The following is a 24,097-nucleotide window of genomic DNA, read 5'->3' on the forward strand; positions in this document are numbered from 1 at the left end:
GCCGGGCCACCGGCCACCCCGCCGCCGCGGCCCGGCACGCCGCCGCGACCCTGCGCAAGTCGCCCCGGCCCCGGACGCGGCGCCGCCCCCCGGCCCGCGCGGGCCGGGGGGCGTCGCCGCGAGGTGCGCGTCCGCCGCGCCGGCTACTTCACCGACCCGGCCAGGACGCCCTGGACGAAGTAGCGCTGGAAGGCGAAGAACACGATCAGCGGGACGATCAGCGACAGGAACGCGCCGGGCGCGAGGATGTCGATGTTGCCGGTGAACTGCCGCATCTGGGACTGCAGCCACTTGGTCATCGGCTGCGACTCGGTGTCGGCGAACACCAGCGCGACCAGCAGGTCGTTCCACACCCACAGGAACTGGAAGATGCCGAGCGAGGCGATCGCCGGGCCGCCCAGCGGGAAGATCACCCGGCGGAAGATCGTCCACTCCGACCCGCCGTCCATCCGCGCCGCCTCCAGCAGGTCCCGGGGGATCGCCGCGAAGAAGTTGCGGAGCAGGAAGATGGCGAACGGCAGGCCGAACGCGACGTGGAACAGCACCACGCCGGCGATCGACCCGAACATGTGGAACCCGCCGAACTCGATGGCCCCGTACAGCTTGGCGACCGGGATCAGCGCGACCTGGATCGGCACCACCAGCAGCGCCACCACGAGGATGAACAGCCAGTCGCGCCCGGGGAACTCCATCCACGCGAACGCGTAGGCCGCGAGCGCGGCGATCACCACCACCAGCACGGTCGCCGGGACGGTGATCAGCACCGTGTTCCAGAACGAGTCGACGAAGTCGCCCTTGTCCAGCAGCGAGCTGTAGGACTGCATGGTCAGCTCGGTGGGCTTGGCGAAGACGTTCCACCAGCCGCTGGCGTTGTTGTCCTCGTTGGAGCGCAGCGACGCCACCAGCAGCCCGAGCGTCGGCACGAGCCAGAACAACGCGATCAGCACGAGCAGCGCCTGCGCCGCCCCGCCGCCGAGCCTGCCGACGATCCGGGCGGCCACGCCGCGGTGCGGCGCGCCCGCCGCGCCGTTGCCGTTGCCGCCGCCGGCGGCCGGCGCCTTCGCCTCCTTCTCCGCGGTGCTCATTTGCGCTCCTGCCGCAGTCGCCGGACGTTGAACAGCATGGCGGGCAGCACCAGCACGAACAGCAGCACGGCGATGGCGCTGCCGGCGCCCTGGTCGTTGCCGCCGCCGAACGACACCGTCCACATCTGCAGGGCCAGCACGTTGGCGTTCGGATCACCGCCGCCGATGATGTAGACGAGGTCGAAGACCTTCATGACGTTGATGACCAGCGTCACCATCACCACCATCAGGACGGGTGCGAGCAGCGGGATCGTCACCCGCCGGAACACCTGCCACTCGGTGGCTCCGTCCACCCGGGCCGCCTCCAGCGCGTCGCGGGGGATCGCGGCGAGCCCGGCGGCGATCAGCACCATCGCGAACCCGGACCACACCCACAGGTACGACCCGATGATCGCCGGGGTGATGAGCGTGCTGCCGAGCCACTCGGCGCCGCGGTAGGCGGCGGTGAAGTTGTCCTTGGGCAGCCGGATCGTGTACGTCCCGTCGGGGACCTTCTTCATCGTGAAGGTGCCGTCGTCCCCGGTGGTGGCCTTGGCGACCACCTTGCCGTCCCGCACGGCCTCGACCTTGACGCCGGGGAGCCCGACCTCGCCGGCGTTGGGGGTGTTCTGCTGCCCGCCGCCGCCCCTGGTGAAGTCGAACCACACGGTCCCGGTCAGCTGGCCGGGCTTGGCGGCCGGCGGCTGCGCGGCCGGCTTGGCGTCCTTCGGCAGGTACTGCTGCTTGACCTTCAGCAGCGGGACGAGGGCGCTCTGCCCCGGCCCGTAGGAGTTCACCGTGACGACGGCGCCGCCGTCCTCGCGGACGGGGGCGTCCCCGCCGTTGCGGGGCCCGGCGCCCGGGTAGGTGGTGCCCTGCGCGAAGGTGTCGTGGATCGCGACGAGCGCCGCGTTGGCGACGCCCTTGTCGGGGTCCATCTGGTAGACCAGCCGGAAGATCACGCCGGAGGCGAGGAACGAGATCGCCATCGGCATGAACACGACGAGCTTGAACACCGTCGCCCACCGGATCCGCTCGGTGAGGACGGCGAAGACCAGGCCGACGATGGTGACGATCGTCGGGGCCACCACGACCCAGATGGCGGTGTTGCGCACCGCGACGAGGTTGTTGTGCCCCTTGAAGATCCCGGTGTAGTTGTCGGCGCCGACGAACCCGTCGCCCGAGGCGTCGAAGAAGCTGCGGATCACCGAGTAGACGATCGGGTAGACGACCAGGAAGCCGAGCAGCAGCAGCGCCGGCAGCAGGAACGCCATGGCCAGCCAGGACGGCGGGGTCAGCCGCTCGCGTCCCCGGCGGGCGCCGGGCCGCCGCGCGGCCGGTACGTCGACGGCGGCGGCGCCGCCGGCCGTCGCGGCCGGCGGCACCTCCTCATTCCGAGCCTTCATCAGGGGATTCCCTACTTGTAGGCCTTGGCGGCCTCGGCCTCCAGCTTGGCCTGCGTGCCCTTGACGTCGTCCGGGTGCATCACGAACTGGCGGAGCGCCTCCCACTCGCCCTTGCCGGGCGTCGCGCCGAACGCGGCGGGCGCCAGGTCGGACATGTCGTAACGGGCCGCGTCACCGGACTGCTGCAGCTGGCCGATCAGCTGCTTGGCGATCGGGTCGGAGTAGGCGTCCGGCGGGACGTTCTTGTTCGGCGTCAGGTAGCCGCCGAGCCCGGCCCAGACCTTGCCGGCCTCCGGGGAGGCGAGGAACTTCATCAGCTCCTGCGCGCCCTTGCCGTCCTTCATCGCGACGCCGACGTCGCCGCCGAGGATCGCCGGGGGCGTGTCACCGGCCTTCGGGAAGGCGAACACCTTGGCGTCGGTGCCGACCTTGGCCTTGGTGGTGGAGATGTTCGCGGCGGCGAAGTCGCCGCCGTAGACCATGGCGGCCTTCTGCTGGCCGAAGACCTGGGTGACCGACTCGTCGAACTTGGTCTTGGTCGCGGTGGCGACGCCGCCGTTCAGGTAGTCGGGCTTGCCCCAGATCTCGGCGAGGGTCTCCAGCGCCTTGCCGACCGTCGGGTCGGTCCACTTGATCTCGTGCTTGGCGAGCTTGTCGTAGTTCTCCGGGCCCGCCTGCGACAGGTAGACGTTCTCGAACCAGTCGGTGAGCGTCCAGGAGTCCTGCGGCCCGGCGGCGAGGGTGAACGGGGTGGTGCCCGCGTCCTGCAGCGTGCCGGCCGCCTTGACCAGGTCGGCCCACGCCGCGGGCGGCTGCACGCCGGCCTCGTCGAACGCCTCGGGCCGGTACCACAGGATCGACTTGTAGGCGGCCTTGACGATCACGCCGTAGGCCTTGCCGCCGCTGGAGCCGAGCTCCTTCCAGTAGGGCGAGAAGTTCTGCCCGACCTGCGCGACGACGTCCTCGTCGAGCGGCTTCAGCGCGCCCTTCTGCGCGTACTGCTGCATCAGGCCGGGCTGCGGCAGGATCGCCACGTCCGGCGGGTTCCCGGCCTCGATGCGCGGGCCGAGGTAGGCGTCGGTGTTCTCACCGGTGGAGGCGTAGTTGACCTTCGCCCCGGTCTTCTGCTCGAACGCCTTCAGGACCTTGCGGAAGTTCGCCTCCTCCTGGCCGGTCCACTTGGCGGCGACCTCGATCGTGGTGCCCTTCAGCGCCCCCCCGCCGGCGGGCGTCGAGCCGTCGCTGCCGCCGTCGTCGTCGCCGCCGCACGCGGCGGCCGATGACAGGAGCAGTCCCGCCGCGACGGCGGCTCCCATCAGCCTGCTGACCCTCATTCCTCATCCTCCCTGAGCGGACCGGCGGCGTCCGATCCCCAGATCGCCGCGCCGGACTCGATATCGAAGAAGTGCAGGCGCCCGGTGTCGACGCGGATCGTCACCGGGTCGCCCACCTTCACGCGGGTGCGCGGGCTGAACCGCGCGACCATGTCGGTGTGGGGGCTGTCCAGCGTCCCCAGCACGTCGGTCCCCGCGTCGCGGGCGAGTTCCTTGGTGTCCTCGGTGACGACCTGGGACGCCTCGATCGCGAAGTGGACGAGCACGTCCGACCCCATCGCCTCGACGAGGTCGGCGGTGGAGGTCAGCCCGGCCCCGTCGGGCGTCTCCACCAGCTCGGAGTCCTCCATGTCCTCGGGGCGGATGCCGACGACGACGTCGCTCCCGAGGCGGGACGCCAGGGCCGGGCGCTCGGTCAGCACCTCGGCCGGCAGCGCCAGGGTCTGGCCGCCGATCTCCAGGCGCGGGTTCGCCGCGTCACCGGAGAGCGTGCCCTGGATCAGGTTCATGGCCGGTGAGCCGATGAAACCGGCGACGAACAGGTTCGCCGGCCGGTCGTAGAGCTCCTGCGGCGGCGCGACCTGCTGCAGCTCGCCCTTCTTCATCACCGCGACCCGGTCGCCGAGCGTCATCGCCTCGGTCTGGTCGTGCGTGACGTAGATCGTGGTGACGCCGAGGTCGCGCTGGATGCGGGCGATCTCCGCGCGCATCTGGACGCGGAGCTTGGCGTCGAGGTTGGACAGCGGCTCGTCCATCAGGAACGCCTGCGGCTCCCGGACGATCGCCCGGCCCATCGCCACGCGCTGCCGCTGCCCGCCCGACAGGTTGCGGGGCTTGCGGGACAGGTGCTCGGTGAGGCCGAGGATCTCCGCGGCGCGGTCGACCTTCTCGCGGATCTCGGCCTTCGGCATCTTGCGCAGCGACAGCCCGAAGCCGATGTTGTCGCGCACCGACAGGTGCGGGTAGAGGGCGTAGCTCTGGAACACCATCGCGACGTCGCGGTCCCGGGCCGGGACGCGGTTGACCACGCGGCCGCCGATCGTGATCTCGCCCTCGGAGATCTCCTCCAGGCCGGCGACCATCCGCAGCGCGGTCGTCTTGCCGCAGCCCGAGGGCCCGACGAGGACGAGGAACTCCCCGTCGGAGATGTGAAGGTTCAGGTCGGTCACGGCCCGCGTGCCGTCGGGATAGACCTTCCCGACGCTGGTCAGGTCGACCTCTGCCACGGCGTCTCCTCTTCTGCACGGCACGGCTCCGGGGAGGGCGCGGGCTCGCTCCGGCACGGCGCGACGGTCCGCGATGCGGAAGAAACCGGCTTACCCCCTCGTAACAATGCATCTAGGTGGTACATGGCCGACCGGCCGAACCGCAATACGCACAGTGCCCGCTGACACATTTGGTGCAGAGATCGTTACCGACCCGTTTCCGCCCTAATTTGTGCTGTCCGCAATGACGCGAGGGTGCGGACCGAAAACCGGTCCGCACCCTCGTTCGACGACCGCCGGCGGCGGGCCGCCGCGCGATGGCGGCAGGCCGGCGCCCGATGACGGCAGGCCGGTCCGCGCCGCCGCCGTCCCGTCCCCGGCGGCGGGTCAGTCCACGATCACCAAGCCGTGCTCGGTGGTGTTCATCGGCTCGAAGCCGTCCTCGGTGCACACGACGATGTCCTCGATGCGGGCGCCGTGCGGGCCGGGGTAGATGCCCGGCTCGATGGAGAACGCCATCCCCGGCTCCAGCGGCTCGCGGTTGCCCTCGACGATGTAGGGGTCCTCGTGCGACTCCAGGCCGATGCCGTGGCCGGTGCGGTGGAAGAAGTGCTCGCCGTGCCCGGCGGCGGCGATGACGCCGCGGGCCGCCGCGTCCACCTCCTCGGGCGTCGCGCCCGGCCGCACCGCCGCGCACGACGCGCGCTGCGCCTCCTCCAGCACCGCGTAGTAGGCGCGGTACTCGGCGGGCGGCTCCCCGACGCAGTAGTTGCGGGTGGAGTCCGAGCAGTAGCCGCTCGGCATCGTCCCGCCGATGTCGACCACGACGGGCTCGCCGGGCCGGATCACGCGGTCGGACGGCTCGGCGTGCGGGTTCGCGCCGTTCGGGCCGGAGCCGACGATGACGAAGTCGACGCGGGCGTGGCCCTCGGCGGTGATCGCGTCGGCGATGTCGCGGGCGACCTCGCGCTCGGTGCGGCCGGCCTTGAGGAGGCCGGGGACGCGGCGGTGCACGCGGTCGATCGCCGCGCCCGCCTCGCGCAGCGCCGCGACCTCGGCGGCGGACTTGCGCATCCGCAGCTCGCGCAGCACCGGCCCGGCCGCGACCTGCTCGGCGTCCGGCAGCGCGGCGCGGAACCGCAGCGCCATGACCGCCCACATCCGGTCGGCGACGCCGACCTTCGCCGGCCCTGCCGGGAGCCGGGCGGCGGTGAGCGCGTACGGGTCGGCGGTCTCGTCCCAGGGCACCAGCTCGATGCCGAGCGCCCCGGCCGGCGACTCCTGCGCGGCGGGCAGTTCGAGCCGCGGGACGACCAGGAACGGCTCCCCCTCGGCGGGCACCGCGAGGCAGGTGAGGCGCTCCAGCTCCTTGGCGTCGTAGCCGGTGACGTAGCGCAGGTCCGGGCCGGGCGTCAGCAGCACCGCGCCGAGGCCCGCCTCCGCCACCGCCTCCCGCACCCGCCCGATGCGCTCCGGCGGATACAACTCCGTTGTCACACCCGTCTCCATTCTCCGTTCCGGTCCGATGGCCGGTACCAGGATCGCAGGAGCGGCGGTGCGGCGCGGCGCCGGACCCGCGTGGGAGCATGTCCTCCCATGAGCGGGTTGATGCTGCTGGACACGCCGTCGCTGTACTTCCGCGCCTTCTTCGGGGTGCCCGAGTCGGTCACGGCGCCCGACGGGACGCCGGTGAACGCGGTGCGCGGGCTGATCGACATGATCGCGCGGCTCGTCCAGGACCGGTCGCCGGACCGCCTCGTCTGCTGCATGGACGCCGACTGGCGGCCCGCGTTCCGGGTGGCGGCGCTGCCGTCCTACAAGGCGCACCGGGTCGCCGCGGACGGCGGCGACCAGACCCCGGACGCGCTGGAGGCGCAGCTCCCGCTGATCGACGAGGTGCTGGACGCGGTGGGGCTGGCCCGCGCCGGCGTCCCCGGCTACGAGGCCGACGACGTGATCGGGACGCTCGCGGTGCGCGGCGCCGCCGAGGGACCGGTCGACATCGTGACCGGCGACCGCGACCTGTTCCAGCTCGTCGACGACCGCGGCCCGGTCGCCGTGCTGTACACCGCGCGCGGCATCCGGAACCTGCAGGTGATGGGCGAGAAGGAGGTCGCGGCCAAGTACGGCATCCCCGGCCGCGGCTACGGCGACTACGCCACGCTGCGCGGCGACCCGAGCGACGGGCTGCCGGGGGTGCCGGGCGTCGGCGACAAGACCGCGGCGGCGCTGGTCACCCGGTTCGGGTCGGTCGAGGGCATCCTCGCGGCGCTGGACGCGGGCACCGACGCGGGGTTCCCGGCGGGCGCGCGCCGCCGGCTGGAGGCCGCGCGCGAGTACCTGGCCGCCGCCGAGACGGTGGTGCGGGTGGTCACCGACATCGACGCGCCGGAGCTGGCGGAGCTGGACGACCGGCTGCCCGCCGGGCCGCGCGACGCGGAGAGGCTGGTGGAGCTCGCCGACCGGTGGAATCTCGGCAGCCCGGTGAACCGCCTCCTCAATGCTCTTTCGCGCTGAAGCACGCGATTTCACTGCAATTTTCGCCAAAAGTGTCATAAGACGCAGACAGGCGGTTCTCCGGCGTGCAGCATCCGAGGCGGTGACGGGTTCTGCTGGAGGCGTGCGGACACGCGTGCAGACGACCGGTACCCGCGGCACTGGGCCTCACCGCCCCACTCCCCCCAACTGCCGCGGGTGCCGGTTCACCCCATCCCGGACCGGAACGGAACTGCCGTGAGCGAGCGGACCACATCCCGCGGCGGCCTCGCCGCGGTGCGCGGCGGAGGGTTCTGGGACGCGCTGGACGGACGGGAGCGCGCGGCGCTCCGGGACGCCGGGCGGCCGCGGACCTACCGGCCGCGGGCGCCGCTGTGCTACCAGGGCGACGACTCCGACCACATCGTCGTCATCGAGTCGGGCTGGGCGAAGGTCGTCTCGTCCAGCGCGGCCGGGCACGCGGTGGTGCTCGCCGTGCGCGGCCCCGGCGACCTGGTGTGCGAGAGCGCGGTCCTCGGCGGCAGGGAGCGGTCGGCGACGGTGCAGGCGCTCGACGAGATCCGCGCGCTGGTCGTGCCGGCGTCGCGGTTCACCGCCTTCCTCGACGCGCATCCGCGGGTGTGGATGCTGGTCAGCGGCACGTTCGTGCGGCGGCTCGACGACGCGGGGCGGCGGGCCCAGGCGCACGTGTCGGCTCAGGGCGCGCGGCGGCTGGCCATCCTGCTGGAGGGGCTCGCCGAACTGTCGGCCCGGCGGGCGCCGGCGGGCCCCGGCGGCGAGATCGCGATCGGGCCGCCGCTGTCGCAGGAGGAGCTCGGCAGCTGGATGGACGCCTCCCGGGAGACGGTCGCGCGGGCCCTGGCCGTGCTGCGCGACGCGGGCCTGGTGCGCACCGGCCGGCGGCGGATCACCGTCGTGGACCCGGACGGCCTGCGGGCGTTCGCCGGAGCCCCCGCCCCCTCGCCCGGAGCGCGCGGCCGGCCCGACGCCTTTACATTGTAGATTCCGATCGGTGCGGCGGGTCCGTCCCGTACGCTCGGTTCTGTGCCGCGCCGACCGCTGCGACTGCGTACCGCCGAGGCCGACGCCGAGGTCCGCGCCGGGCTGCACCGGATCCGCGCCGAGTTCTCGGTGCCCGGCCCGTTCCCGCCCGCCGTCCTCGCCGAGGCCGCGCGGCCCGCGGCCCTCGACAGCGGCCGGGCCGACCTGCGCGACGTCCCGTTCTTCACCCTGGACCCGCCCGGCTCGATGGACCTGGACCAGGCGATGCACCTGGAGCGGCGCGGGCCGGGCCACCGGGTCCGGTACGCGATCGCGGACGTGGCCGGGTTCGTGCGGCCGGGCGGCGCGCTGGACGCCGAGGCGCACACCCGCGGCGTCACCCTCTACCTGCCGGACGCGAGCGCGCCGCTGCACCCGCGCCCCCTGTCGGAGGGCGCCGCGAGCCTGCTGCCGGGCCGCGACCGCCCCGCGGTGACGTGGACGATCGACATCGACGACGCCGGGCGGATCACCGGGGTGGACGTGCGGCGCGCCGTCGTCCGCAGCCGCGACCGCCTCGACTACGCCACCGCCCGCCACGACGGCGGGGATCCGCGCATCGCGCTGCTCGGCGAGATCGGCGAGCGGCTCATCGCGGCGGAGGCGGCGCGCGGCGGGGTCAGCCTGCCGCTGCCCGAGCAGGAGGTCGTGCACGCCGCCGGCGGCTGGGCGGTGAAGCTGCGCGGCGACCTCGCGACCGAGGCGTGGAACGCGCAGATCTCCCTGCTGACCGGCCGGGCCGCGGCCCGGCTGATGCTGGACGGCGGGGTCGGGCTGCTGCGCACGATGCCGCCGCCCCCCGCCGAGGCGGAGGCGCGGCTGCGGATCGCGGCCCGCGCGCTCGGCGTCGCCTGGCCGGCGGACGCCTCCTACGGCGGCATCGTCCGCGCCCTCGACCCGGCGCTGCCCCGGCACGCGGCGTTCCTGCACGACGCGGCGGCGCTGATGCGCGGCGCCGGCTACACCGCGTTCGACGGGGCGCCGCCCGCACAGCCCGGGCACGCCGCCGTGGCGGCCCCGTACGCGCACGTCACCGCGCCGATCCGGCGGCTGGCGGACCGGTACGCGACGGAGGTGTGCCTGGCGCTGGCGGCGGGGCGCCCGGTGCCGGGGTGGGCGCGCGAGGCGCTGCCGGGGCTGCCCGACACGATGCAGCGGGCGCTGCGCCGGGCCGCCGACGTCGACCACGCCTGCGTCGACCTCGTCGAGGCGCTGCTGCTGCGCGACCACGTCGGGGAGGTGTTCGACGCGGTGGTGGTGGACGTGAACGGCGACCGCACCGGCGGGCGCGTCCAGCTGGTGGCGCCGCCGGTGTTCGGCCGCTGCGAGGGCGCGGACCTGCCGCTCGGCGAGCAGGTGAAGGTGCGGCTGGAGGAGGCGGACCCGGCGCGGCGCCGGGTCCGGTTCTCCCGCACCGAGTGACCGCCGGTCAGCGGCGGCGGCTGTAGCGGCGGGGCCGCCAGTTCGCCGACGTGCCGACGCCGGCGAAGTGCAGCGCGATGAGCAGCAGGCCGAGGACGGTCAGCGTCCCGTTGTTGATCGCGTCCGAGGAGACGTCGGCGAGGTCGAAGAGCAGAGCCAGGGCGAAGACGATCGCGGCGACGATCGCGAGCATGTCGGGCCTCCGTTGGGGGTCGGGGGCCCGTCGCGGGCCCCGCGGCTGCCTACCGGATCTCCACCCGCCCGCGAGCCAAACCGCATCCCCTTTTCGGCCCGCCCCAAATCCCCGCGGGGCGCGCCGTCAGGCGGCGCCGGCGCGGACGTGCCCGCCGAGCCCGGCGGTGGCGGCGGCGCCGGGCCGGCAGGCGGTCCCGGCCCCGGCGCTGACCCAGGTCTGCTCGGCGGCGTCCCGCCCGCGGCGTCGGGCAAGGCGCGGCAGCGGCCCCTGCAGGCCCTGGGCCTGCCGGGGAGGCGGCAGAGCCGGGCGACGTCGCCGCCGGCGGGTTCAGGCCAGGCAGGTCAGCCGCTCAGGGCGGCGCGGGCCTCCTCGGTCATCCGGACGACCTCGCGCCGCACCTGCGGGCGCTCGGTGAGCCGCTCGCCGAACGGGATCCGGACGGTGTGCTCGGCGCCGCCGTCGCTGACGGCGAACTCGATGCCGCCGGGGTCCAGGCCGGTCATCCGGGCGGCGGTCGCGCCGGGGCGGCCGCCGAGGGCGCGGCAGATGGTGAGGCAGTCGGCGGCGTGGTCGTCGTTCATGTGCCGCATGATCTGCCGCACGACGTCCTCGGTGAACGGACCGGGGTCGGTCATGGAGGAGTCCTTTCCCGCGGGCGGGGGGCGAAACGGCCGGCGGTCGGCCGGGTCAGAGGGACAGGCCCTTGTAGACGCGCAGGGCGTTGCCGGCGAGGACGAGGGACAGCGTCTCCTCGTCCAGCCCGAGGCCGGCGACGGCGCGGGCGTTGCGTGCGACGCCGGGGACGCCCGGCCAGTCGGTGCCGAAGATGAACTTGCGGGCCAGGCGGCGCAGGTCGTGCCGGGCGTAGTACTCGGGGAGCCGGCGCGGCGGCAGCCCGGACAGCTCGATCCACACCTCCTCGCGGGACAGCGCGAGGAACGCGGCCGCGTCGTACCACCAGCCGCGGCCGCCGTGGGCGAGGACGAACGTCAGGCCGGGGAACAGCCGCAGGACGTCGTCGACGGGCGTCGGGTCGGCGTACCGGTTGGCCGAGCCGGGGAAAGAGCTGGTGCCGCAGTGCACGACGACGGGCACGCCCGCGTCGCGGCACACCTCGTAGGCGGGGTACAGGTCGGGGTCGGCGACGCTGAACCCGCCGTGCACGGGGTGGAGTTTCAGCGCGGCGGCGCCGAACTCCAGCTGCCGTGCGACCTCGGCGCCGATCGGGTAGTGCAGGTGGGGGTTGACGTTGGCGATCGGCCGGAAGCGGCGCGGGTTGTGCTTGAGGAGCGGCTCCAGGTCCTCGATGGGCTGGGTGCCGGTCGTCTTCGGGCTGTACTCGCACAGCAGCAGGGCGATGTCGACGCCCTCCTCCTCGAAGCGGGCGTCGACCCGCTCGGGGACGAGGGTCCCGTCGGCGTCGTAGAGGTCCTGCCAGGGGTGGGACGCGCCGAACTCCTCGGCCCACTGCCGCCATGCCGGGGGCAGGGTCGGCAGGCGGGCGGCGTGCACGTGCGCGTCGATCAGCGGACGTCCGTCGAGCATGGGCGGAGCCTACCCACCGCCCCCGGCCGCCCCCGCCGCCAGGGGTTCGGCGACCGCGGGTCCGGCGGCGGGGTTCGGCGGGTTCAGGCGACGTCGGCGGAGTCCTGCTCGTCCAGCCAGGCGACGATGCCCTCGACGGCGTCGCGGCAGCCGCCGCAGCCGGTGCCGGCGCGGGTGGCGCGGGCGACGTCGGCGGCGGTGCGGGCGCCGGCCTGCCAGCAGGCGCGGATCTCCCCCTTGCTGACGTTGTTGCAGTGGCAGACGGTGGCGGCGTCGGGCATCCGCACCGGCGACTCGGCCTCCGCGGCGCGGCCCATGCCGGGGAACAGCAGGCCGAGGCGCTCGGCGGGCAGCGGCGCGGCGCGGTCGTAGAGCCGGGTGAGGGTTCCGGCGGCGGCGGTCTCGCCGAGCAGGATCGCGCCGATGAGCCGCCCGTCGCGGATCACGGCCTTCTTGTAGGTGCCGCGGGCGGCGTCGGTGAACCGGACGACCTCCACGTCCTCGTCGTCGTCGCCGAAGTGCGTCTCCCCCATCGAGGCCAGCTCGATGCCGGCGGCCTTGAGCCGGGTGATCTGCCGGGCGCCGGTGAAGCGGGCGGCGGGGTCGGTGCCGGCGAGCAGCCCGGCGAGGACGCCGGCCTGCTCCCAGGCGGGCGCGACGAGCCCGTACACCTCGTCGCGGTGCTCGGCGCACTCGCCGATGGCGCGGACGGACGGGTCGGTGACCGACCGCAGTTCGTCGTCCACGACGATGGCGCGGCCGACGGCCAGGCCGGCGTCGCGGGCGAGGGTCACCTCGGGCCGGACGCCGCAGGCCAGGATGACGAGGTCGGCGTCGACGACCTCGGTCCCGCCGCCGGGCCGGGCCAGCTCGACGCCGGTGACGGCGCCGCCGGCGGTGCGCAGCCCGGCGACGCCGGCCTGCAGCCGGGTGCCGATGCCGAGCGCGGCGAGGGTGCGGGCGAGGACCTTGCCGGCGGCGGGGTCGAGCTGGCGTTCCATGAGGTGCCCGGCCAGGTGCAGGACGGTGACGTCCAGGCCGCGGCCGGCCAGCCCGCGGGCCGCCTCGATGCCGAGCAGCCCGCCGCCGACGACGACCGCGCGCCGCGCGGAGGCGGCGAGCTCGGTGATGCGCCGGCAGTCGTCCAGGGTGCGGAACACCAGGGCGCCCTCGGGGAGGCCGTCCCGCAGGCCGGGCATCGGCGGGACGAACGCGGTGCTGCCGGTCGCGAGGACGAGCGTCTCGTACGGCGTGACGGTCCCGTCGGAGGCGTGCACCGTCCCGGCGGCGCGGTCGACGCGGGTGACCTCGACGCCGAGCCGGGCGTCCACGCCGTGGGAGGCGTACCAGGCGGCGTCGACCAGGCTGATGTGGTCGGGCCGGGTCACGCCGGCGAGGACGTTGGACAGCAGCACCCGGTTGTAGGGGCGCTGGGTCTCGGCGCCGAACACCGTGACGGGGGTCGCGGTGTCGCGGTCGCGCAGCTCGCTGACGAACCGCGACCCCGCCATGCCGTTTCCGACGACCACGATGCCCGGCCGGGCCGCGGGGCTCATCGCTTCACCTCCAGCGGGAGCGGCTTGATCTGGTCGCGCTCGACCGCGAACGCGATGCTCGGGTCGGGGGTGCGCGGGGCGTTGACGAAGGACACGAACCGGCGGAGCCGCTCGGGGTCGTCGAGGGTGTCGCGCCACTCGTCGGAGTAGGACGCGACGTGGCGGGCCATGGCGGCGTCGAGGTCGGCGCAGATGCCGAGCCGGTCGTCCACGATGACCTCGCGGAGGTAGTCCAGGCCGCCGTCGAGGGACTCCAGCCAGCTCGCGGTGCGCTGCAGCCGGTCGGCGGTGCGGATGTAGAACATCAGGAACCGGTCGATGTAGCGGATCAGCTCGTCGTCGGTGAGGTCGGTGGCGAACAGGTCCGCGTGCCGGGGCCGCATGCCCCCGTTGCCGCCGAGGTAGAGGTTCCAGCCGTTCTCGGTGGCGATGACGCCGAAGTCCTTGCTCTGCGCCTCGGCGCATTCGCGGGCGCAGCCGGACACGGCCGACTTCAGCTTGTGCGGGGCGCGCAGCCCCCGGTACCGCAGTTCGAGGCGGATCGCCATGGCGGCCGAGTCCTGGACGCCGTAGCGGCACCAGGTGGACCCGACGCACGACTTCACCGTGCGCAGCGCCTTGCCGTAGGCGTGGCCGGACTCGAACCCGGCCTCGACGAGCCGCCGCCAGATCTCGGGGAGCTGCTCGACGCGGGCGCCGAACAGGTCGATGCGCTGCCCGCCGGTGATCTTGGTGTAGAGGCCGAAGTCGCGGGCGACCTCCCCGATCACGATGAGCTTCTCGGGGGTGATCTCCCCGCCGGGGACGCGCGGGACGACCGAGTAGGTGCCGTTCTTCTGCAGGTTGGCGAGGAAGTGGTCGTTGGTGTCCTGCAGCGCGGCCTGCTCGCCCTCCAGGATGTGGCCGTTGCCGAGGCTGGCCAGGATGGAGGCGACGGCGGGCTTGCAGATGTCGCAGCCGCGGCCGGTGCCGTGCTCCTCGACGAGCTGGGTGAAGCTGGTGACGCCCCCGCCGCGGATGATGTCGAACAGCTCGGCGCGGCTGTAGTCGAAGTGCTCGCAGATGGCCTTGCTGACCTCGATCCCGGCGGCGGTCAGCTCGGCGTCCAGGATCCGCTTCACCAGGGGCACGCAGCTGCCGCAGCTCGTGCCGGCGCGGGTGCAGTCCTTAACGCCGGGCACGTCGGTGAGGGAGTGCTCCGCGATGGCGCAGCGGATGTCCTCGGCGGTGACGTTGTTGCAGGAGCAGATGACCGTCGCGCCCGGCAGGTCGCCGCCGGCGGCCTCGGTGCCGCCGAACAGCATCTGCTCGGGCGGGCCGGGCAGGCCGCCCCCGACGTAGGCGCGGAGCGTCCCGTAGGACTCGGCGTCGCCGACGAGGACGCCGCCGAGCAGGGTCTGCGCGTCGTCGCTGACGACGAGCCTCTTGTACACGCCGGCGACGGGGTCGGTGTAGGTGACGCCGAGCGCGCCCTGCTCCGGGCCGGCGAACGGGTCGCCGAAGCTGGCGACGTCCACGCCCATCAGCTTCAGCTTCGTCGACATGTCGGCGCCCTCGAACACGGCGGTGCTGGCGTCCGACAGGAGCCGGTCGGCGACGACCTCGGCCATGGAGAAGCACGGCCCGACGAGCCCGTAGACCGTCCCCTCGACCGACGCGCACTCGCCGACGGCCCAGATCGCGGGGTCCTCGGTGCGGCAGGTCCCGTCGACGGCGACGCCGCCGCGCTCCCCCACCGGCAGGCCGCAGCCGCGGGCCAGCTCGTCGCGCGGGCGGATGCCGGCGGAGATCACCACGACCTCCGCGTCGACCACGGTGCCGTCGTCGAGGACGACGCGGCGGACGGCGCCGTCCCCGCCCGCCTCCAGGGCGCGGATCGGGACGCCGACGTGCACGGCCATGCCGAGGCCCTCGATGTGGCGGCGCAGCATCGCGCCGCCGCCCTCGTCGAGCTGCCGGGGCATCAGCCACGGCGCGACCTCGACGACGCCGCTGCGCAGCCCGAGGCCCTGCAGGGCGCGGGCCGCCTCCAGGCCGAGCAGGCCGCCGCCGACGACGGCGCCGGTGGTCTTGCCGGCGGCGTACGCGCGGATGGCGTCCAGGTCGTCGATCGTGCGGTAGACGAACACGCCGGGCAGGTCCGCGCCGGGGACCGGCGGCACGAACGGCGCCGACCCGGTGGCGAGGACGAGCGCGTCGTAGGGGACGGCGTCCCCGGCCGAGGTGGCGACCGTGCGGGCGGCGCGGTCGATCGCGGTGACCCGCTCGCCGGTGCGGACGGCGACCTCGGGGCCGTGCGCGGGGTGGGCGAGGTCGGCGCCCTCCAGGTGGGTCGTCAGCGCCACCCGGTCGTAGGCGGGCCGCGGCTCCTCGCCGATGACGGTGATGGTCCAGGTCCCGGCGGCGTCCCGCGCGCGGAGCGCCTCCACGAGGCGGTGCGCGGCCGGTCCGTGCCCCGCGACGACCAGCCTCCGGTCCGTTGTGCTGTCGGCTCCCATGAACCCCGATGCTGGGCGGCCCGTATTTCCCGGATGGATCACCCGCGTGACCCGCGCGTTAACTGGCGCTCACCGCGGCGCCGCCCCCGAGGCGGGCCGGACGAGGGGTTCGGGCGGGCGGGCCGCGCCGGACGACCGGTCCGGCTGGGCGGCGGCACACTCTTCGCGGGGTTCGGGCGCTGATCCATTTCTTTTGCGGGTGTGATGCGGGACACTCGCAAAAGATGAAATATCAAGTTCGTGCGTGGTTCCGAGCGTGGGCCGGGAGGCGGCAGTGCGGCGGATCATGGGTGCGTCCCTCATCGGGCTCGGCGCGTTCCTGCTGGCCGCCGGGCTCCTCGTCCGCTTCTACGTGGCGCCGTCGCTGATCGGGGCGCCGGCGGACCTGTACCAGGTGACCCGGCTGCGCGCCGACGACGCCTCCTACTTCGACGCCGGGGAGGCGACGCCGCGGACGGGCGCGACGATCGTGGCGACCAACACCGTCCGCGGCGACCCGAAGTCGGCGCACGACGGCGTCGCGGTGTGGGACTCCACGACGGTCGTGCAGGACGTGGGGCGCGGCACCACGATCGAGCTCCAGAAGCAGCGGTACGCGTTCGACCGCCGCACCGGGCGGCTGCGGAACTGCTGCGGCGCGGCGATCGACGGCGACGCCGGCGTCCGGCTGTCGGGCATCGGGCTGTTCTGGCCGGTGCAGGTCCGCAAGAAGGGCCTGGAGCTGTTCGACACCTCCACGCTGCGCAGCTGGCCGGTGGTCTTCGACGGCCGGGAGCGCGTCGGCGGCCTGCTCGCCTACCGCTTCGTCCAGCGGATCCCGGAGACCAGGGTCGCCGGGGAGCTGCCGGACGTGCCCGGCGAGCTGCTGGGGCGCCCCGCGGGCGGCCCGGCGGTGCCGGTGGACCGCTACTACCAGGCCGAGGCGACGTACTGGGTGGACCCGCGGACGGGCGCGCCGATCGACCAGCAGCGGCACGTCCTGTCGACGCTGCGCCCCAAGGAGGGGCCTGGCCGGCTCGTCGTCGCGGACTTCACCCTGAAGATGACGCCGGAGTCGCGGCGGGCGCTGCAGGACCGCTCCGCGGACGGCGCCCGGAAGATCCGGCTGCTGAAGACCGTGGTGCCGCTGTGCGGCGGCGCCGCCGGCGTCCTGCTGATCGCGGCCGGGGCGCTGCTGGCCTCCCGCGGCGGGCGGTCCTCCCGCCGGCGCCGCGGCCCCGCGGTCCCGGACGGGCCCCGGCCCGTCGGCCCCCGGGTGGACGGGTAGGCCCGGGTGGACGGGTAGGCCCCCGGCCGGAGCGCCCCGTCAGGCGGGGGTGAGGACGAGGGCAGCGTCGTGCCCGCCGAACCCGAACGAGTTCGACAGCGCGGGCCGCGCGGGCGGGATCGCCCGGGCCTCGCCGTGCACGACGTCCAGGAGCGCGGTCTCGGCGTCGGGCGCGGCGAAGTTGGCGGTGGGCGGGACGAGCCCGTCCGCGGCGCTGAGCAGCGCGACCATCGCCTGCAGCGCACCGCCGGCGCCGAGGACGTGCCCGGTGACGCCCTTGGTGGCGGTGACGGGCGGGGTGCGGCCGCCGAAGCAGCGGTCGATCGCCAGCGCCTCGGCGCCGTCGTTGCCGCGGGCGCCGGTGGCGTGCGCGCTGATGTGCCCGATCCGGGACGCCTCCAGCCCGGCGTCGGCGAGCGCCGCGGCGATGCAGCGGGCGGCGACCTCCCCGTCCGGGCGGGGCCGCACGAGGTGGGCGGCGTCGGAGGCGGCCCCGTACCCGGCGACCTCCCCGTACACGCGGGCGCCGCGGGCCTCGGCGCGGTCGGCGCGCTCCAGGGCGAGGAACGCGGCGGCCTCCCCGACGACGAACCCGTCGCGGTCGGCGTCGAACGGGCGCCCGGCGGTGTGCGGGGTGGGGTCGCGGCGGGCGAGCGCGCCGATGCGGGCGAACGCGGCCATGACGAACGGGGTGAGGATCGCGTCGACGCCGCCGGCGACGGCCGCGTCGATCCGGCCGGCGCGGATGGCGAGGGCGGCCTCGCCGATCGCGGTGGCGCCGCTGGCGCAGCCGGTGGAGAAGGTGAGGCAGGGGCCCTGGCAGCCGTGCCGGATGGACACGTTCGCGGCGGTCGCGTTCGGCATGATCTTCGGGACGGCGGGGACCGGCACCCGGTCCAGCGTCCCGGCGTGCTCGTGGCCGCCGAGCGCGACGGCGGAGGCGAGCCCGGCGGCGGCCGTCCCGACGTAGACGCCGCGGCGGGCGGGGTCGCCGCCGTAGCCGGGCCCGGCGTCGGCGACGGCGTCGTCGGCCGCGGCGACGCCGAGCTTGGTCATCCGGTCGAGGCGGCGCCGCTCGGGCCTGCCGAAGTAGCGGTCCTCGTCCAGGGGCTGGGCGGGGCAGCCGAACGAGACGGCGGTCCCGGCCTCCAGCAGCTCGGGGACGTGGACGGCCTGCGACTTGCCGGCCAGGACGGTCGCGAGCACCTCCGCGGGCGTGCCGCCCGCGGGGCTCTTCACGCCGAACCCGGTCACCACGACGCGGGGCGTCCCATCGGCGCGGCACGCCCGGGAGCGGCCTTTCCGGGCACGGTGTTCACGCGTCATCGGCACCTCGCGGTGTGGGGGGATCCCGCGGAGAGGCGGGGCTTCGGAAGCTAGCGCGGCGGCGCCCGGCGGAACTTGCCGCCCCGGGCACATTCTCCCGGCGGTTTTTGTCACGCGGGTGACACGCGCCACAGGAGCGCCGGGCGTTTCGTCCCTCACTCGTCCCGGTCGTGCACCATGGAGGGGTGACGCAGGTGGCGGAGAACGCGGCGGGGACCGGCGAGCTGGCACTGCTGGCCGACCTCGTCTCCGGCGGGGACGTGGTGGTGCTCAGCGGCGCCGGGCTGTCCACCGAGTCGGGCATCCCGGACTACCGCGGCGAGACGGGGCGCCGGCGGCGCGCGGAGCCGATGACCTACCAGGCGTTCACCGGGAGCGAGGCGGCGCGGCGCCGGTACTGGGCGCGCGCCCATCTCGGGCGGCGGCACATGGCGGCGGCGCGCCCGAACGCGGGGCACCGGGCGGTGGCGGAGCTGCAGCGGCGCGGCCTGCTCGCGGGGATCATCACGCAGAACGTCGACGGGCTGCACCAGGCGGCCGGCGCGGACGGGGTGATCGAGCTGCACGGGTCGCTGGACCGGGTCGTGTGCCTGGGGTGCGGGCAGCGGACGCCGCGCGGGCGGCTGGAGGCGCGGCTGCGCGACGCGAACCCCGGCTTCGAGGCGCGCGCGGAGGCGATCAACCCCGACGGGGACGCGGTGATCCCCGACGAGGCCGCCGCCGCGTTCCGGGTCGTGCCGTGCGAGCGGTGCGGCGGCGTCCTCAAGCCCGACGTGGTCTTCTTCGGGGAGAACGTGCCGCCGGCCCGGGTCCGGGACTGCTACGCGCTCACCGGGGCCGCGGGCGCGCTGCTGGTGCTCGGGTCGTCGCTGGCGGTGCTGTCGGGCTACCGGTTCGTCCGGCACGCGGCCCGGCACGGCGTGCCGGTGGCGATCGTCAACCGGGGCGCAACGCGCGGCGACGAGCACGCGGCGGTCAGGCTGGACGCGCCGCTCGGCGCGACGCTCACCGCCCTGCTCGGCGAGCTCGGGCGCTAGCGCCGATCCGGGTCGGGCGCCGATCCGCGTCAGGACAGCGCGTCAGGACAGCAGCGACGTCGCGGCGGGTGCCGGGGAGCGGCGCGCGCCGGGCGGGGCGGGCGGCGGCGGCTCGGTGACGGCGGGCGGGTCGGGCAGCGTGTCGCCGGTGACGAACCCGGTGGACTCCAGCTGCCGCATCTGCTCGTTGACGAACGGCTGCGCCCGCTCGGCGAACTGCCGCACGAGGGTGTTGCGGGTGCTGGCGCGGACGGCGCCGAGCTCGGCGTAGAGCATGCCCTGGGCCATCCGCATCCGCGCCACGGCGGTCTTGTCGTAGTTGTTGCCCGACTTGCCGCTGATCTCCGACATCCAGCTCTGCTGGACGGCGCTGGGCCGGTTCGGCAGCGGGACGTTGAGCCGCCCGGCGACCCTGCGGTTCAGCTGGTCGAGCCCGGCGTGCCGGCGGGCGATCTCCGCGAGCGCGCGGCGGGTCGCGGGCCGGGCGGCGCGGCGCTGCGCCTGGCGGGCGACGGGGATCTCCCACAGCGCGGCCTGCCGGAGCTGGACGATGACGTCGCGGTCGGCGGGGCCGAGCGGGCCCCAGTCGGTGACGACGGTGGACTGGGCGGCGGCCTCGTCGCCGGCCTTGGGCGCCACCGCGGCGCCGTCGGCGGCCTGCCGCCCGGCGGGCTGGCAGGCGCTCAGGAGCAGGCCGGCGGCCAGCGCGGCGGGCACGGCGGCCGCTGCGGCGGCCGGTCGGGGTCGGGGCATCCGGCACCGCCTCTCGGTCGAGGTGAAGGGCGTTACGGCTGCAGTACGCACGCCGGGGCGGCGGGGTTCGACGCGGCCGGGGCCGGGTCCGGCCGGGGTCAGGTCCAGCCGAGCTGGGCGGTGTCGCCGACCGGGGGTTCGCCGCCGGCCTCGGTGAAGGCGCGCAGGGCGGCGACGAGGGCGCGCCGCTGCCCGGCGGGCATCCGGGAGACGACCGCGGCGATCTCGGCGCGGCGGCGGGCGGTGACGTCGTCGACGATGCGCCGCCCGGCGCCGGTGACCTGGATGAGGACCTCGCGGCCGCTGCGCGGGCTGGCCTCGCGGCGGACGAGCCCGGCGGCGGTGAGCCGGTCGACCATCCGCAGCGCGGTGGACGGGTTGACCTCCAGCAGCCCGGCGAGCGTGACGAGCTTGGTGGGGCCCTGCGAGGACAGCACGACGAGCAGCCGGAACTGCGGCAGCGTGACGGCGTCCTGGACCTCGGCCAGGGAGCGCGCGGAGATCGCCACGAGCAGCCGCGACGCGGTCAGCATCGCCGAGGTGACCTCGTCGACTCCGGCGTCCCCGTCCTCGTCCATGACAGCTTTCTACAGGGCCGGGCCCGGGTGCGCCAACGCGGCCCGGGGCGGCGGGCTAGGAGGCCAGGCGGGCGGCGGTCTCCAGCAGGAGGGCGTGCACGAACGCCTGCGGGATGTTGCCGCGCAGCTGCCTCTGCTCGACGTCGTACTCCTCGGAGAACAGCCCGCTGGTGGCGGTGCCGGACCGGGTCCGCTCGAAGGCGCCGAGGGCGCGGGCGGCCTCGCCCTGCCGGTGCTCGGCGAGCGCGAGGAAGAAGCCGCACAGGGTGAAGGCGCCCTCGGCGGCGCCGAGCGGCTCGCCGCCGGCCCGGTACCGGTAGACGAAGCCCTCCTGGACGAGCTCGGCGCGGACGGCCTCGAGCGTCGCGGCGGTGCGCGGGTCGCCGGCGGGCACGGCGCCGCGCAGCGGCGGGATGAGCAGCGCGGCGTCGACCCGGTCGTCGTCGGTGGCGCGCCGCCACCGGCCGCCGGGGGTGAGCGCGGTCCGGGCGGTCTCGGCGAGGACGGCGTCGGCGAGGGAGTTCCAGGCGGCGGCCTCGCGGGGGCCGCCGAGGACGCGGGCGGCCTGCCGCAGCCCGGCGACGCAGATCAGCCGGGAGTGGGTCCACAGCCGGTCGTCGGTCTCCCAGATGCCGGCGCCGGGGCCGCGCCAGCGGCTGCCGACCGCCGCGGCGGCGACGCGGGCGGCCTCCCGGGCGCCGTCCCCGGCGCGGTCGTGCTCGGCGGCGGTGGCGAGCAGCAGCAGGGCCTCGCCGGCCGCGTCGAGCTGCCACTGCCCGCCGGCGCGGTTGCCGGTGACGGCGGCGGCGCCGGGGTAGCCGGGCAGGCCGCTGCCGCGCTGGGCGGGGACGGGGCCGCCCGCGACGGTGTAGGCGGGCCGCAGCCGGTCGCCGTCGGCCAGGAGGCGGGCGGTGACGAACTCGGCGGCGCTGCGCAGCACGTGCGGGGGGCCGCCGTGCGCGGCCACGGCGTGCCCGGCGAAGCACTGGTCGCGGATCCAGGCGTAGCGGTAGTCGTAGTTGCGGCCCTCGTCGGCGCGTTCGGGCAGCGCGGTCGTCGCGGCGGCGGCCATGCCGCCGGCCCGGCTGGTCATCCCGGTCAGGACCGCGTAGGACAGCCGGGCGTCGCGCGGGGCGATCGTGTCGCCGCAGGAGGGGACGGCCCGCCGCCAGTCCCGTTCGGTGGCCTCCCACAGCGCGTCGGCGTCCAGCGCCGCCGGGTCCGCGGCGGCGCCGTCCGCGGCCAGTTCGAGCACGAGGTCGCGGGACTCGCCCTCGGCGAGGTCGAAGGCCGCCGCGAGGACCGCGCCGCCGTCCGGGCCCTCCCGCACGACGGCCTCGTCGGCGCCGCGCCAGCGGATCCGGACGCCGCCGCTGCGGGCGGTCCAGTCGGGGTCGCGGTGGTGCGGGCTCCGCATGCGCGGGCCGCCGGCGCGCACGTCCAGCAGGGCGCGCAGCCGGGCGCCGCCGCGCACCGCCCGGCAGCGGCGCAGCAGGACGGCGCGGTCGCGGCGGGCGGGGCGGGCCAGCGCCTCGCGGCACTCGACGATGGACCCCTCGCCGGTCACCCACCGGCTGCGCCAGATGAGCCCGCGGTCCTCGTAGTGGCCGCCCGGCACGAACCGCTCGCACGCGGGCTGGACCAGGTATCCGCCGGGCCCGCCGAGCAGGCCGGCGAAGGCCGGGTCGGAGTCCCAGTGGGGGAAGCACATCCAGGCGTACTCGCCGTCCGGGCCGACGAGGACGCCGCGCTCGCCGTCGGCGATGAAGGCGTAGTCGCGCAGTGCGCCGGGCGTGCGGGACCGGGCTTCCGGGTCGTTGGCCATGCCCTCCCACTACCCGAGAACGAACCGGGCATCCGGGACAACACCGCAAGACCAAGAATCCTGTCTTGACAAATCTATTTGTCGGCAGCGAGGATGAGGGCATGCTGGACGTGACGGTGATCGAGGACGCGGAGGCGGCGGCCGCCTCCCTGGACCCCATGCGGGCGCGGCTGCTGGCCGAGCTGGGCGAGCCGATGTCGGCGGCGACGCTGGCGGCGCGAGTGGGCCTCCCCCGGCAGAAGGTCAACTACCACCTGCGCACACTGGAGCGGCACGGCCTGGTCGAGCTGGTCGGCGAGCGCCGCAAGGGCAACATGACCGAGCGGCTGCTGCGGGCGACGGCGGCGTCCTACGTCATCTCGCCGCTGGCGCTCGCGACGCTGCAGCCCGACCCCGGCCGGCACCGCGACGCGCTGTCGGCGCGGTGGCTGCTGGCGCTGGCCGCGCGGCTGGTCCGCGACGTCGGCGCGCTGATCAGCGGGGCGGCGCGGGCCGACAAGCGGCTGGCCACCTACGCGCTGGACGGGGAGGTCGTGTTCGCCACGGCGGCGGACCGGGCCGCGTTCATCGAGGAGCTGACCGCCGGGGTGAGCGCGCTCGTCCGCAAGTACCACGGCGGGGCGGTGGAGGGCGGCCGCGCGCACCGCGTCGTCATCGCCGTCCACCCGTCCCTGAAGACCGAGCCCGGGGCGCGCGCGGAACCGCAGCCCACCGGGGAGATCGAGAGCTGAGAGCGCGAGGAGAGCGACCATGGGCAGGGAATTCGAGATCGTCCGCGAGTACGAGACCGAGGCGAGCCCCGAGCAGGTCTGGGACGCCGTCACCACCGGCACCGCCGCGTGGCTGTGGCCGATGGAGTTCGAGCCCCGCGAGGGCGGCGGCGTCGCCGGCGGGGGCGTCATCACCGCGTGGGACCCGCCGCACCGGCTGGCCAGCCGAGCGGAGGACCCGAACGGCATCCACGGCATGCCGCAGACCCTCAACGTCCTCGAGCACCGGATCGAGCCGCGCGAGGGCGGCGGCGCCTGGGTCCGCTACGTGCACAGCGGCATCTTCACCGGCGACTGGGACGACCAGTACGACGGCGCGAACCGGCACACCGACTTCTACCTGCACACGCTGCGCCAGTACCTGGCGCACTTCACCGGGCGGCGGGCGGCGCACTCCGACGTGCAGGGCCCGGCGGAGTCCATGCGCAAGGGCTCGTTCGCCGCGGTCGGCCGCGCGCTCGGGCTGGACGGCGCCGCCGAGGGCGACACGGTGCGGGTGGACCTGCCGGACGCCGGCCCCGCCGAGGCCGTCCTCGACTACCGGAACGAGCACTTCATCGGGCTGCGCACCGGCGACGCGATGTACCGGTTCTTCGGCCGCGACGCGTGGGGCGGCCCGGTGGGCATCGCGCTGCACCGGTTCGCGCCGGACGCGGCCGCGTCCGCCGACCGGGCGCGGAAGGCGTGGCAGGACTGGCTGAACGCCCTGTACGCCTGACCGCACGCCTGACCGCACGCCTGACCGTTACGCCTGACCGCCGCGCCGGTCGGGGCGGGG

The 24,097-nt window shown here is 75.3% G+C and carries 21 protein-coding genes; 7 read left to right on the forward strand and 14 right to left on the reverse strand.

Annotation, left to right across the window (positions count from 1 at the left end; all coding sequences use genetic code 11):
* Positions 1 to 143: 143 nt before the first annotated feature.
* The 5 genes from ABTW95_RS27785 to ABTW95_RS27805 form a co-directional block, all read right to left on the reverse strand.
* Entirely contained in the window at positions 144 to 1,085 is a 942-nt protein-coding gene (locus ABTW95_RS27785) for a carbohydrate ABC transporter permease (RefSeq protein WP_396446783.1), read from the reverse strand.
* Positions 1,082 to 2,470 carry a carbohydrate ABC transporter permease gene (locus tag ABTW95_RS27790; protein WP_396446782.1) on the reverse strand — a complete coding sequence of 463 codons (1,389 nt, stop codon included), beginning with the start codon at positions 2,468 to 2,470 and terminating at the stop codon, positions 1,082 to 1,084. Before ABTW95_RS27790 ends, ABTW95_RS27785 begins: the two co-directional genes overlap by 4 nt.
* A gap of 11 nt (positions 2,471 to 2,481) precedes the next feature.
* Positions 2,482 to 3,804: an ABC transporter substrate-binding protein gene (locus tag ABTW95_RS27795; protein ID WP_396446781.1), complete on the reverse strand. Its 1,323-nt coding sequence runs from the start codon at positions 3,802 to 3,804 to the stop codon at positions 2,482 to 2,484.
* Positions 3,801 to 5,030, reverse strand: a complete 1,230-nt coding sequence (locus tag ABTW95_RS27800; RefSeq protein WP_396446780.1) for an ABC transporter ATP-binding protein — start codon at positions 5,028 to 5,030, stop codon at positions 3,801 to 3,803. Before ABTW95_RS27800 ends, ABTW95_RS27795 begins: the two co-directional genes overlap by 4 nt.
* Before the next feature lie 366 nt (positions 5,031 to 5,396).
* A complete protein-coding gene (locus ABTW95_RS27805) occupies positions 5,397 to 6,506 on the reverse strand; it encodes a M24 family metallopeptidase (RefSeq protein ID WP_396446779.1) in 1,110 nt (369 codons plus the stop codon).
* 99 nt (positions 6,507 to 6,605) lie between these two features.
* Between ABTW95_RS27805 and ABTW95_RS27810 the strand changes: the two genes are divergently transcribed.
* From ABTW95_RS27810 to ABTW95_RS27820, 3 genes are all read left to right on the forward strand, one after another.
* Positions 6,606 to 7,526 carry a 5'-3' exonuclease gene (locus ABTW95_RS27810; RefSeq protein ID WP_396446778.1) on the forward strand — a complete coding sequence of 307 codons (921 nt, stop codon included), beginning with the start codon at positions 6,606 to 6,608 and terminating at the stop codon, positions 7,524 to 7,526.
* A gap of 216 nt (positions 7,527 to 7,742) precedes the next feature.
* Positions 7,743 to 8,507, forward strand: coding sequence for a Crp/Fnr family transcriptional regulator (locus tag ABTW95_RS27815; RefSeq protein WP_500227825.1), 765 nt, complete (start codon positions 7,743 to 7,745; stop codon positions 8,505 to 8,507).
* Between the two features lie 42 nt (positions 8,508 to 8,549).
* The gene (locus ABTW95_RS27820; RefSeq protein WP_500227826.1) at positions 8,550 to 9,968 is read left to right on the forward strand and encodes an RNB domain-containing ribonuclease; all 1,419 of its coding nucleotides are present in this window, start codon (positions 8,550 to 8,552) and stop codon (positions 9,966 to 9,968) included.
* A 7-nt stretch (positions 9,969 to 9,975) separates the two neighbouring features.
* On the opposite strand, the gene ABTW95_RS27825 is transcribed toward ABTW95_RS27820, so the two are convergent.
* The 5 genes from ABTW95_RS27825 to nirB form a co-directional block, all read right to left on the reverse strand.
* On the reverse strand, positions 9,976 to 10,161 hold the full coding sequence (locus ABTW95_RS27825; RefSeq protein WP_396446774.1) for a hypothetical protein: 186 nt from the start codon (positions 10,159 to 10,161) through the stop codon (positions 9,976 to 9,978).
* Between the two features lie 344 nt (positions 10,162 to 10,505).
* The gene (locus ABTW95_RS27830; protein ID WP_396446773.1) at positions 10,506 to 10,799 is read right to left on the reverse strand and encodes a DUF2470 domain-containing protein; all 294 of its coding nucleotides are present in this window, start codon (positions 10,797 to 10,799) and stop codon (positions 10,506 to 10,508) included.
* Between the two features lie 52 nt (positions 10,800 to 10,851).
* A complete protein-coding gene (locus ABTW95_RS27835) occupies positions 10,852 to 11,709 on the reverse strand; it encodes an amidohydrolase family protein (RefSeq protein ID WP_396446771.1) in 858 nt (285 codons plus the stop codon).
* Between the two features lie 83 nt (positions 11,710 to 11,792).
* Positions 11,793 to 13,265 (reverse strand): FAD-dependent oxidoreductase, encoded by a 1,473-nt coding sequence (locus ABTW95_RS27840; RefSeq protein WP_396446770.1) that lies wholly within the window; start codon positions 13,263 to 13,265, stop codon positions 11,793 to 11,795.
* The gene (gene nirB / locus ABTW95_RS27845) at positions 13,262 to 15,763 is read right to left on the reverse strand and encodes a nitrite reductase large subunit NirB (RefSeq protein WP_500227827.1); all 2,502 of its coding nucleotides are present in this window, start codon (positions 15,761 to 15,763) and stop codon (positions 13,262 to 13,264) included. The genes ABTW95_RS27840 and nirB overlap by 4 nt, the downstream gene beginning before the upstream one ends.
* A 244-nt stretch (positions 15,764 to 16,007) precedes the next feature.
* On the opposite strand from nirB, the gene pgfA reads away from it, so the two are divergent.
* A complete protein-coding gene (gene pgfA / locus ABTW95_RS27850) occupies positions 16,008 to 17,030 on the forward strand; it encodes a cell envelope lipid trafficking protein PgfA (protein WP_500227828.1) in 1,023 nt (340 codons plus the stop codon).
* A gap of 39 nt (positions 17,031 to 17,069) precedes the next feature.
* On the opposite strand, the gene ABTW95_RS27855 is transcribed toward pgfA, so the two are convergent.
* Complete coding sequence (locus ABTW95_RS27855) at positions 17,070 to 18,356, reverse strand: beta-ketoacyl-[acyl-carrier-protein] synthase family protein (RefSeq protein ID WP_500227829.1); 1,287 nt, start codon at positions 18,354 to 18,356, stop codon at positions 17,070 to 17,072.
* 185 nt (positions 18,357 to 18,541) lie between these two features.
* Between ABTW95_RS27855 and ABTW95_RS27860 the strand changes: the two genes are divergently transcribed.
* The gene (locus tag ABTW95_RS27860; protein WP_396446765.1) at positions 18,542 to 19,393 is read left to right on the forward strand and encodes an NAD-dependent protein deacetylase; all 852 of its coding nucleotides are present in this window, start codon (positions 18,542 to 18,544) and stop codon (positions 19,391 to 19,393) included.
* Between the two features lie 42 nt (positions 19,394 to 19,435).
* Here ABTW95_RS27860 and ABTW95_RS27865 read toward each other — a convergent pair whose 3' ends face one another.
* The 3 genes from ABTW95_RS27865 to ABTW95_RS27875 form a co-directional block, all read right to left on the reverse strand.
* On the reverse strand, positions 19,436 to 20,146 hold the full coding sequence (locus ABTW95_RS27865; RefSeq protein ID WP_396446764.1) for a DUF4142 domain-containing protein: 711 nt from the start codon (positions 20,144 to 20,146) through the stop codon (positions 19,436 to 19,438).
* 98 nt (positions 20,147 to 20,244) lie between these two features.
* Positions 20,245 to 20,724: a MarR family winged helix-turn-helix transcriptional regulator gene (locus ABTW95_RS27870; RefSeq protein WP_396446763.1), complete on the reverse strand. Its 480-nt coding sequence runs from the start codon at positions 20,722 to 20,724 to the stop codon at positions 20,245 to 20,247.
* A gap of 55 nt (positions 20,725 to 20,779) precedes the next feature.
* On the reverse strand, positions 20,780 to 22,549 hold the full coding sequence (locus ABTW95_RS27875) for a glycoside hydrolase family 15 protein (RefSeq protein WP_396446761.1): 1,770 nt from the start codon (positions 22,547 to 22,549) through the stop codon (positions 20,780 to 20,782).
* A gap of 101 nt (positions 22,550 to 22,650) precedes the next feature.
* Between ABTW95_RS27875 and ABTW95_RS27880 the strand changes: the two genes are divergently transcribed.
* Both ABTW95_RS27880 and ABTW95_RS27885 read left to right on the forward strand, forming a co-directional pair.
* The gene (locus ABTW95_RS27880) at positions 22,651 to 23,280 is read left to right on the forward strand and encodes an ArsR/SmtB family transcription factor (RefSeq protein ID WP_396446760.1); all 630 of its coding nucleotides are present in this window, start codon (positions 22,651 to 22,653) and stop codon (positions 23,278 to 23,280) included.
* A 19-nt stretch (positions 23,281 to 23,299) separates the two neighbouring features.
* Positions 23,300 to 24,037, forward strand: coding sequence for an SRPBCC family protein (locus ABTW95_RS27885; RefSeq protein ID WP_396446759.1), 738 nt, complete (start codon positions 23,300 to 23,302; stop codon positions 24,035 to 24,037).
* Positions 24,038 to 24,097: the final 60 nt, after the last annotated feature.

It is taken from the genome of Spirillospora sp. NPDC127506 (genome assembly GCF_040302145.1).
GTDB lineage: Bacteria > Actinomycetota > Actinomycetes > Streptosporangiales > Streptosporangiaceae > Spirillospora.

Excerpts from the sequence above, each read along its gene's own strand:
- ABTW95_RS27855 (WP_500227829.1), bottom strand. The coding sequence starts at position 18,356 with ATGACGCGTGAACACCGTGCCCGGAAAGGCCGCTCCCGGGCGTGCCGC.
- ABTW95_RS27840 (WP_396446770.1), bottom strand. The coding sequence starts at position 13,265 with ATGAGCCCCGCGGCCCGGCCGGGCATCGTGGTCGTCGGAAACGGCATG.
- ABTW95_RS27825 (WP_396446774.1), bottom strand. The coding sequence starts at position 10,161 with ATGCTCGCGATCGTCGCCGCGATCGTCTTCGCCCTGGCTCTGCTCTTC.
- ABTW95_RS27865 (WP_396446764.1), bottom strand. The coding sequence starts at position 20,146 with ATGCCCCGACCCCGACCGGCCGCCGCAGCGGCCGCCGTGCCCGCCGCG.
- nirB (WP_500227827.1), bottom strand. The coding sequence starts at position 15,763 with ATGGGAGCCGACAGCACAACGGACCGGAGGCTGGTCGTCGCGGGGCAC.
- ABTW95_RS27830 (WP_396446773.1), bottom strand. The coding sequence starts at position 10,799 with ATGACCGACCCCGGTCCGTTCACCGAGGACGTCGTGCGGCAGATCATG.
- ABTW95_RS27790 (WP_396446782.1), bottom strand. The coding sequence starts at position 2,470 with ATGAAGGCTCGGAATGAGGAGGTGCCGCCGGCCGCGACGGCCGGCGGC.
- ABTW95_RS27795 (WP_396446781.1), bottom strand. The coding sequence starts at position 3,804 with ATGAGGGTCAGCAGGCTGATGGGAGCCGCCGTCGCGGCGGGACTGCTC.
- ABTW95_RS27870 (WP_396446763.1), bottom strand. The coding sequence starts at position 20,724 with ATGGACGAGGACGGGGACGCCGGAGTCGACGAGGTCACCTCGGCGATG.
- ABTW95_RS27835 (WP_396446771.1), bottom strand. The coding sequence starts at position 11,709 with ATGCTCGACGGACGTCCGCTGATCGACGCGCACGTGCACGCCGCCCGC.
- ABTW95_RS27785 (WP_396446783.1), bottom strand. The coding sequence starts at position 1,085 with ATGAGCACCGCGGAGAAGGAGGCGAAGGCGCCGGCCGCCGGCGGCGGC.
- ABTW95_RS27885 (WP_396446759.1), top strand. The coding sequence starts at position 23,300 with ATGGGCAGGGAATTCGAGATCGTCCGCGAGTACGAGACCGAGGCGAGC.
- ABTW95_RS27875 (WP_396446761.1), bottom strand. The coding sequence starts at position 22,549 with ATGGCCAACGACCCGGAAGCCCGGTCCCGCACGCCCGGCGCACTGCGC.
- ABTW95_RS27880 (WP_396446760.1), top strand. The coding sequence starts at position 22,651 with ATGCTGGACGTGACGGTGATCGAGGACGCGGAGGCGGCGGCCGCCTCC.
- ABTW95_RS27810 (WP_396446778.1), top strand. The coding sequence starts at position 6,606 with ATGAGCGGGTTGATGCTGCTGGACACGCCGTCGCTGTACTTCCGCGCC.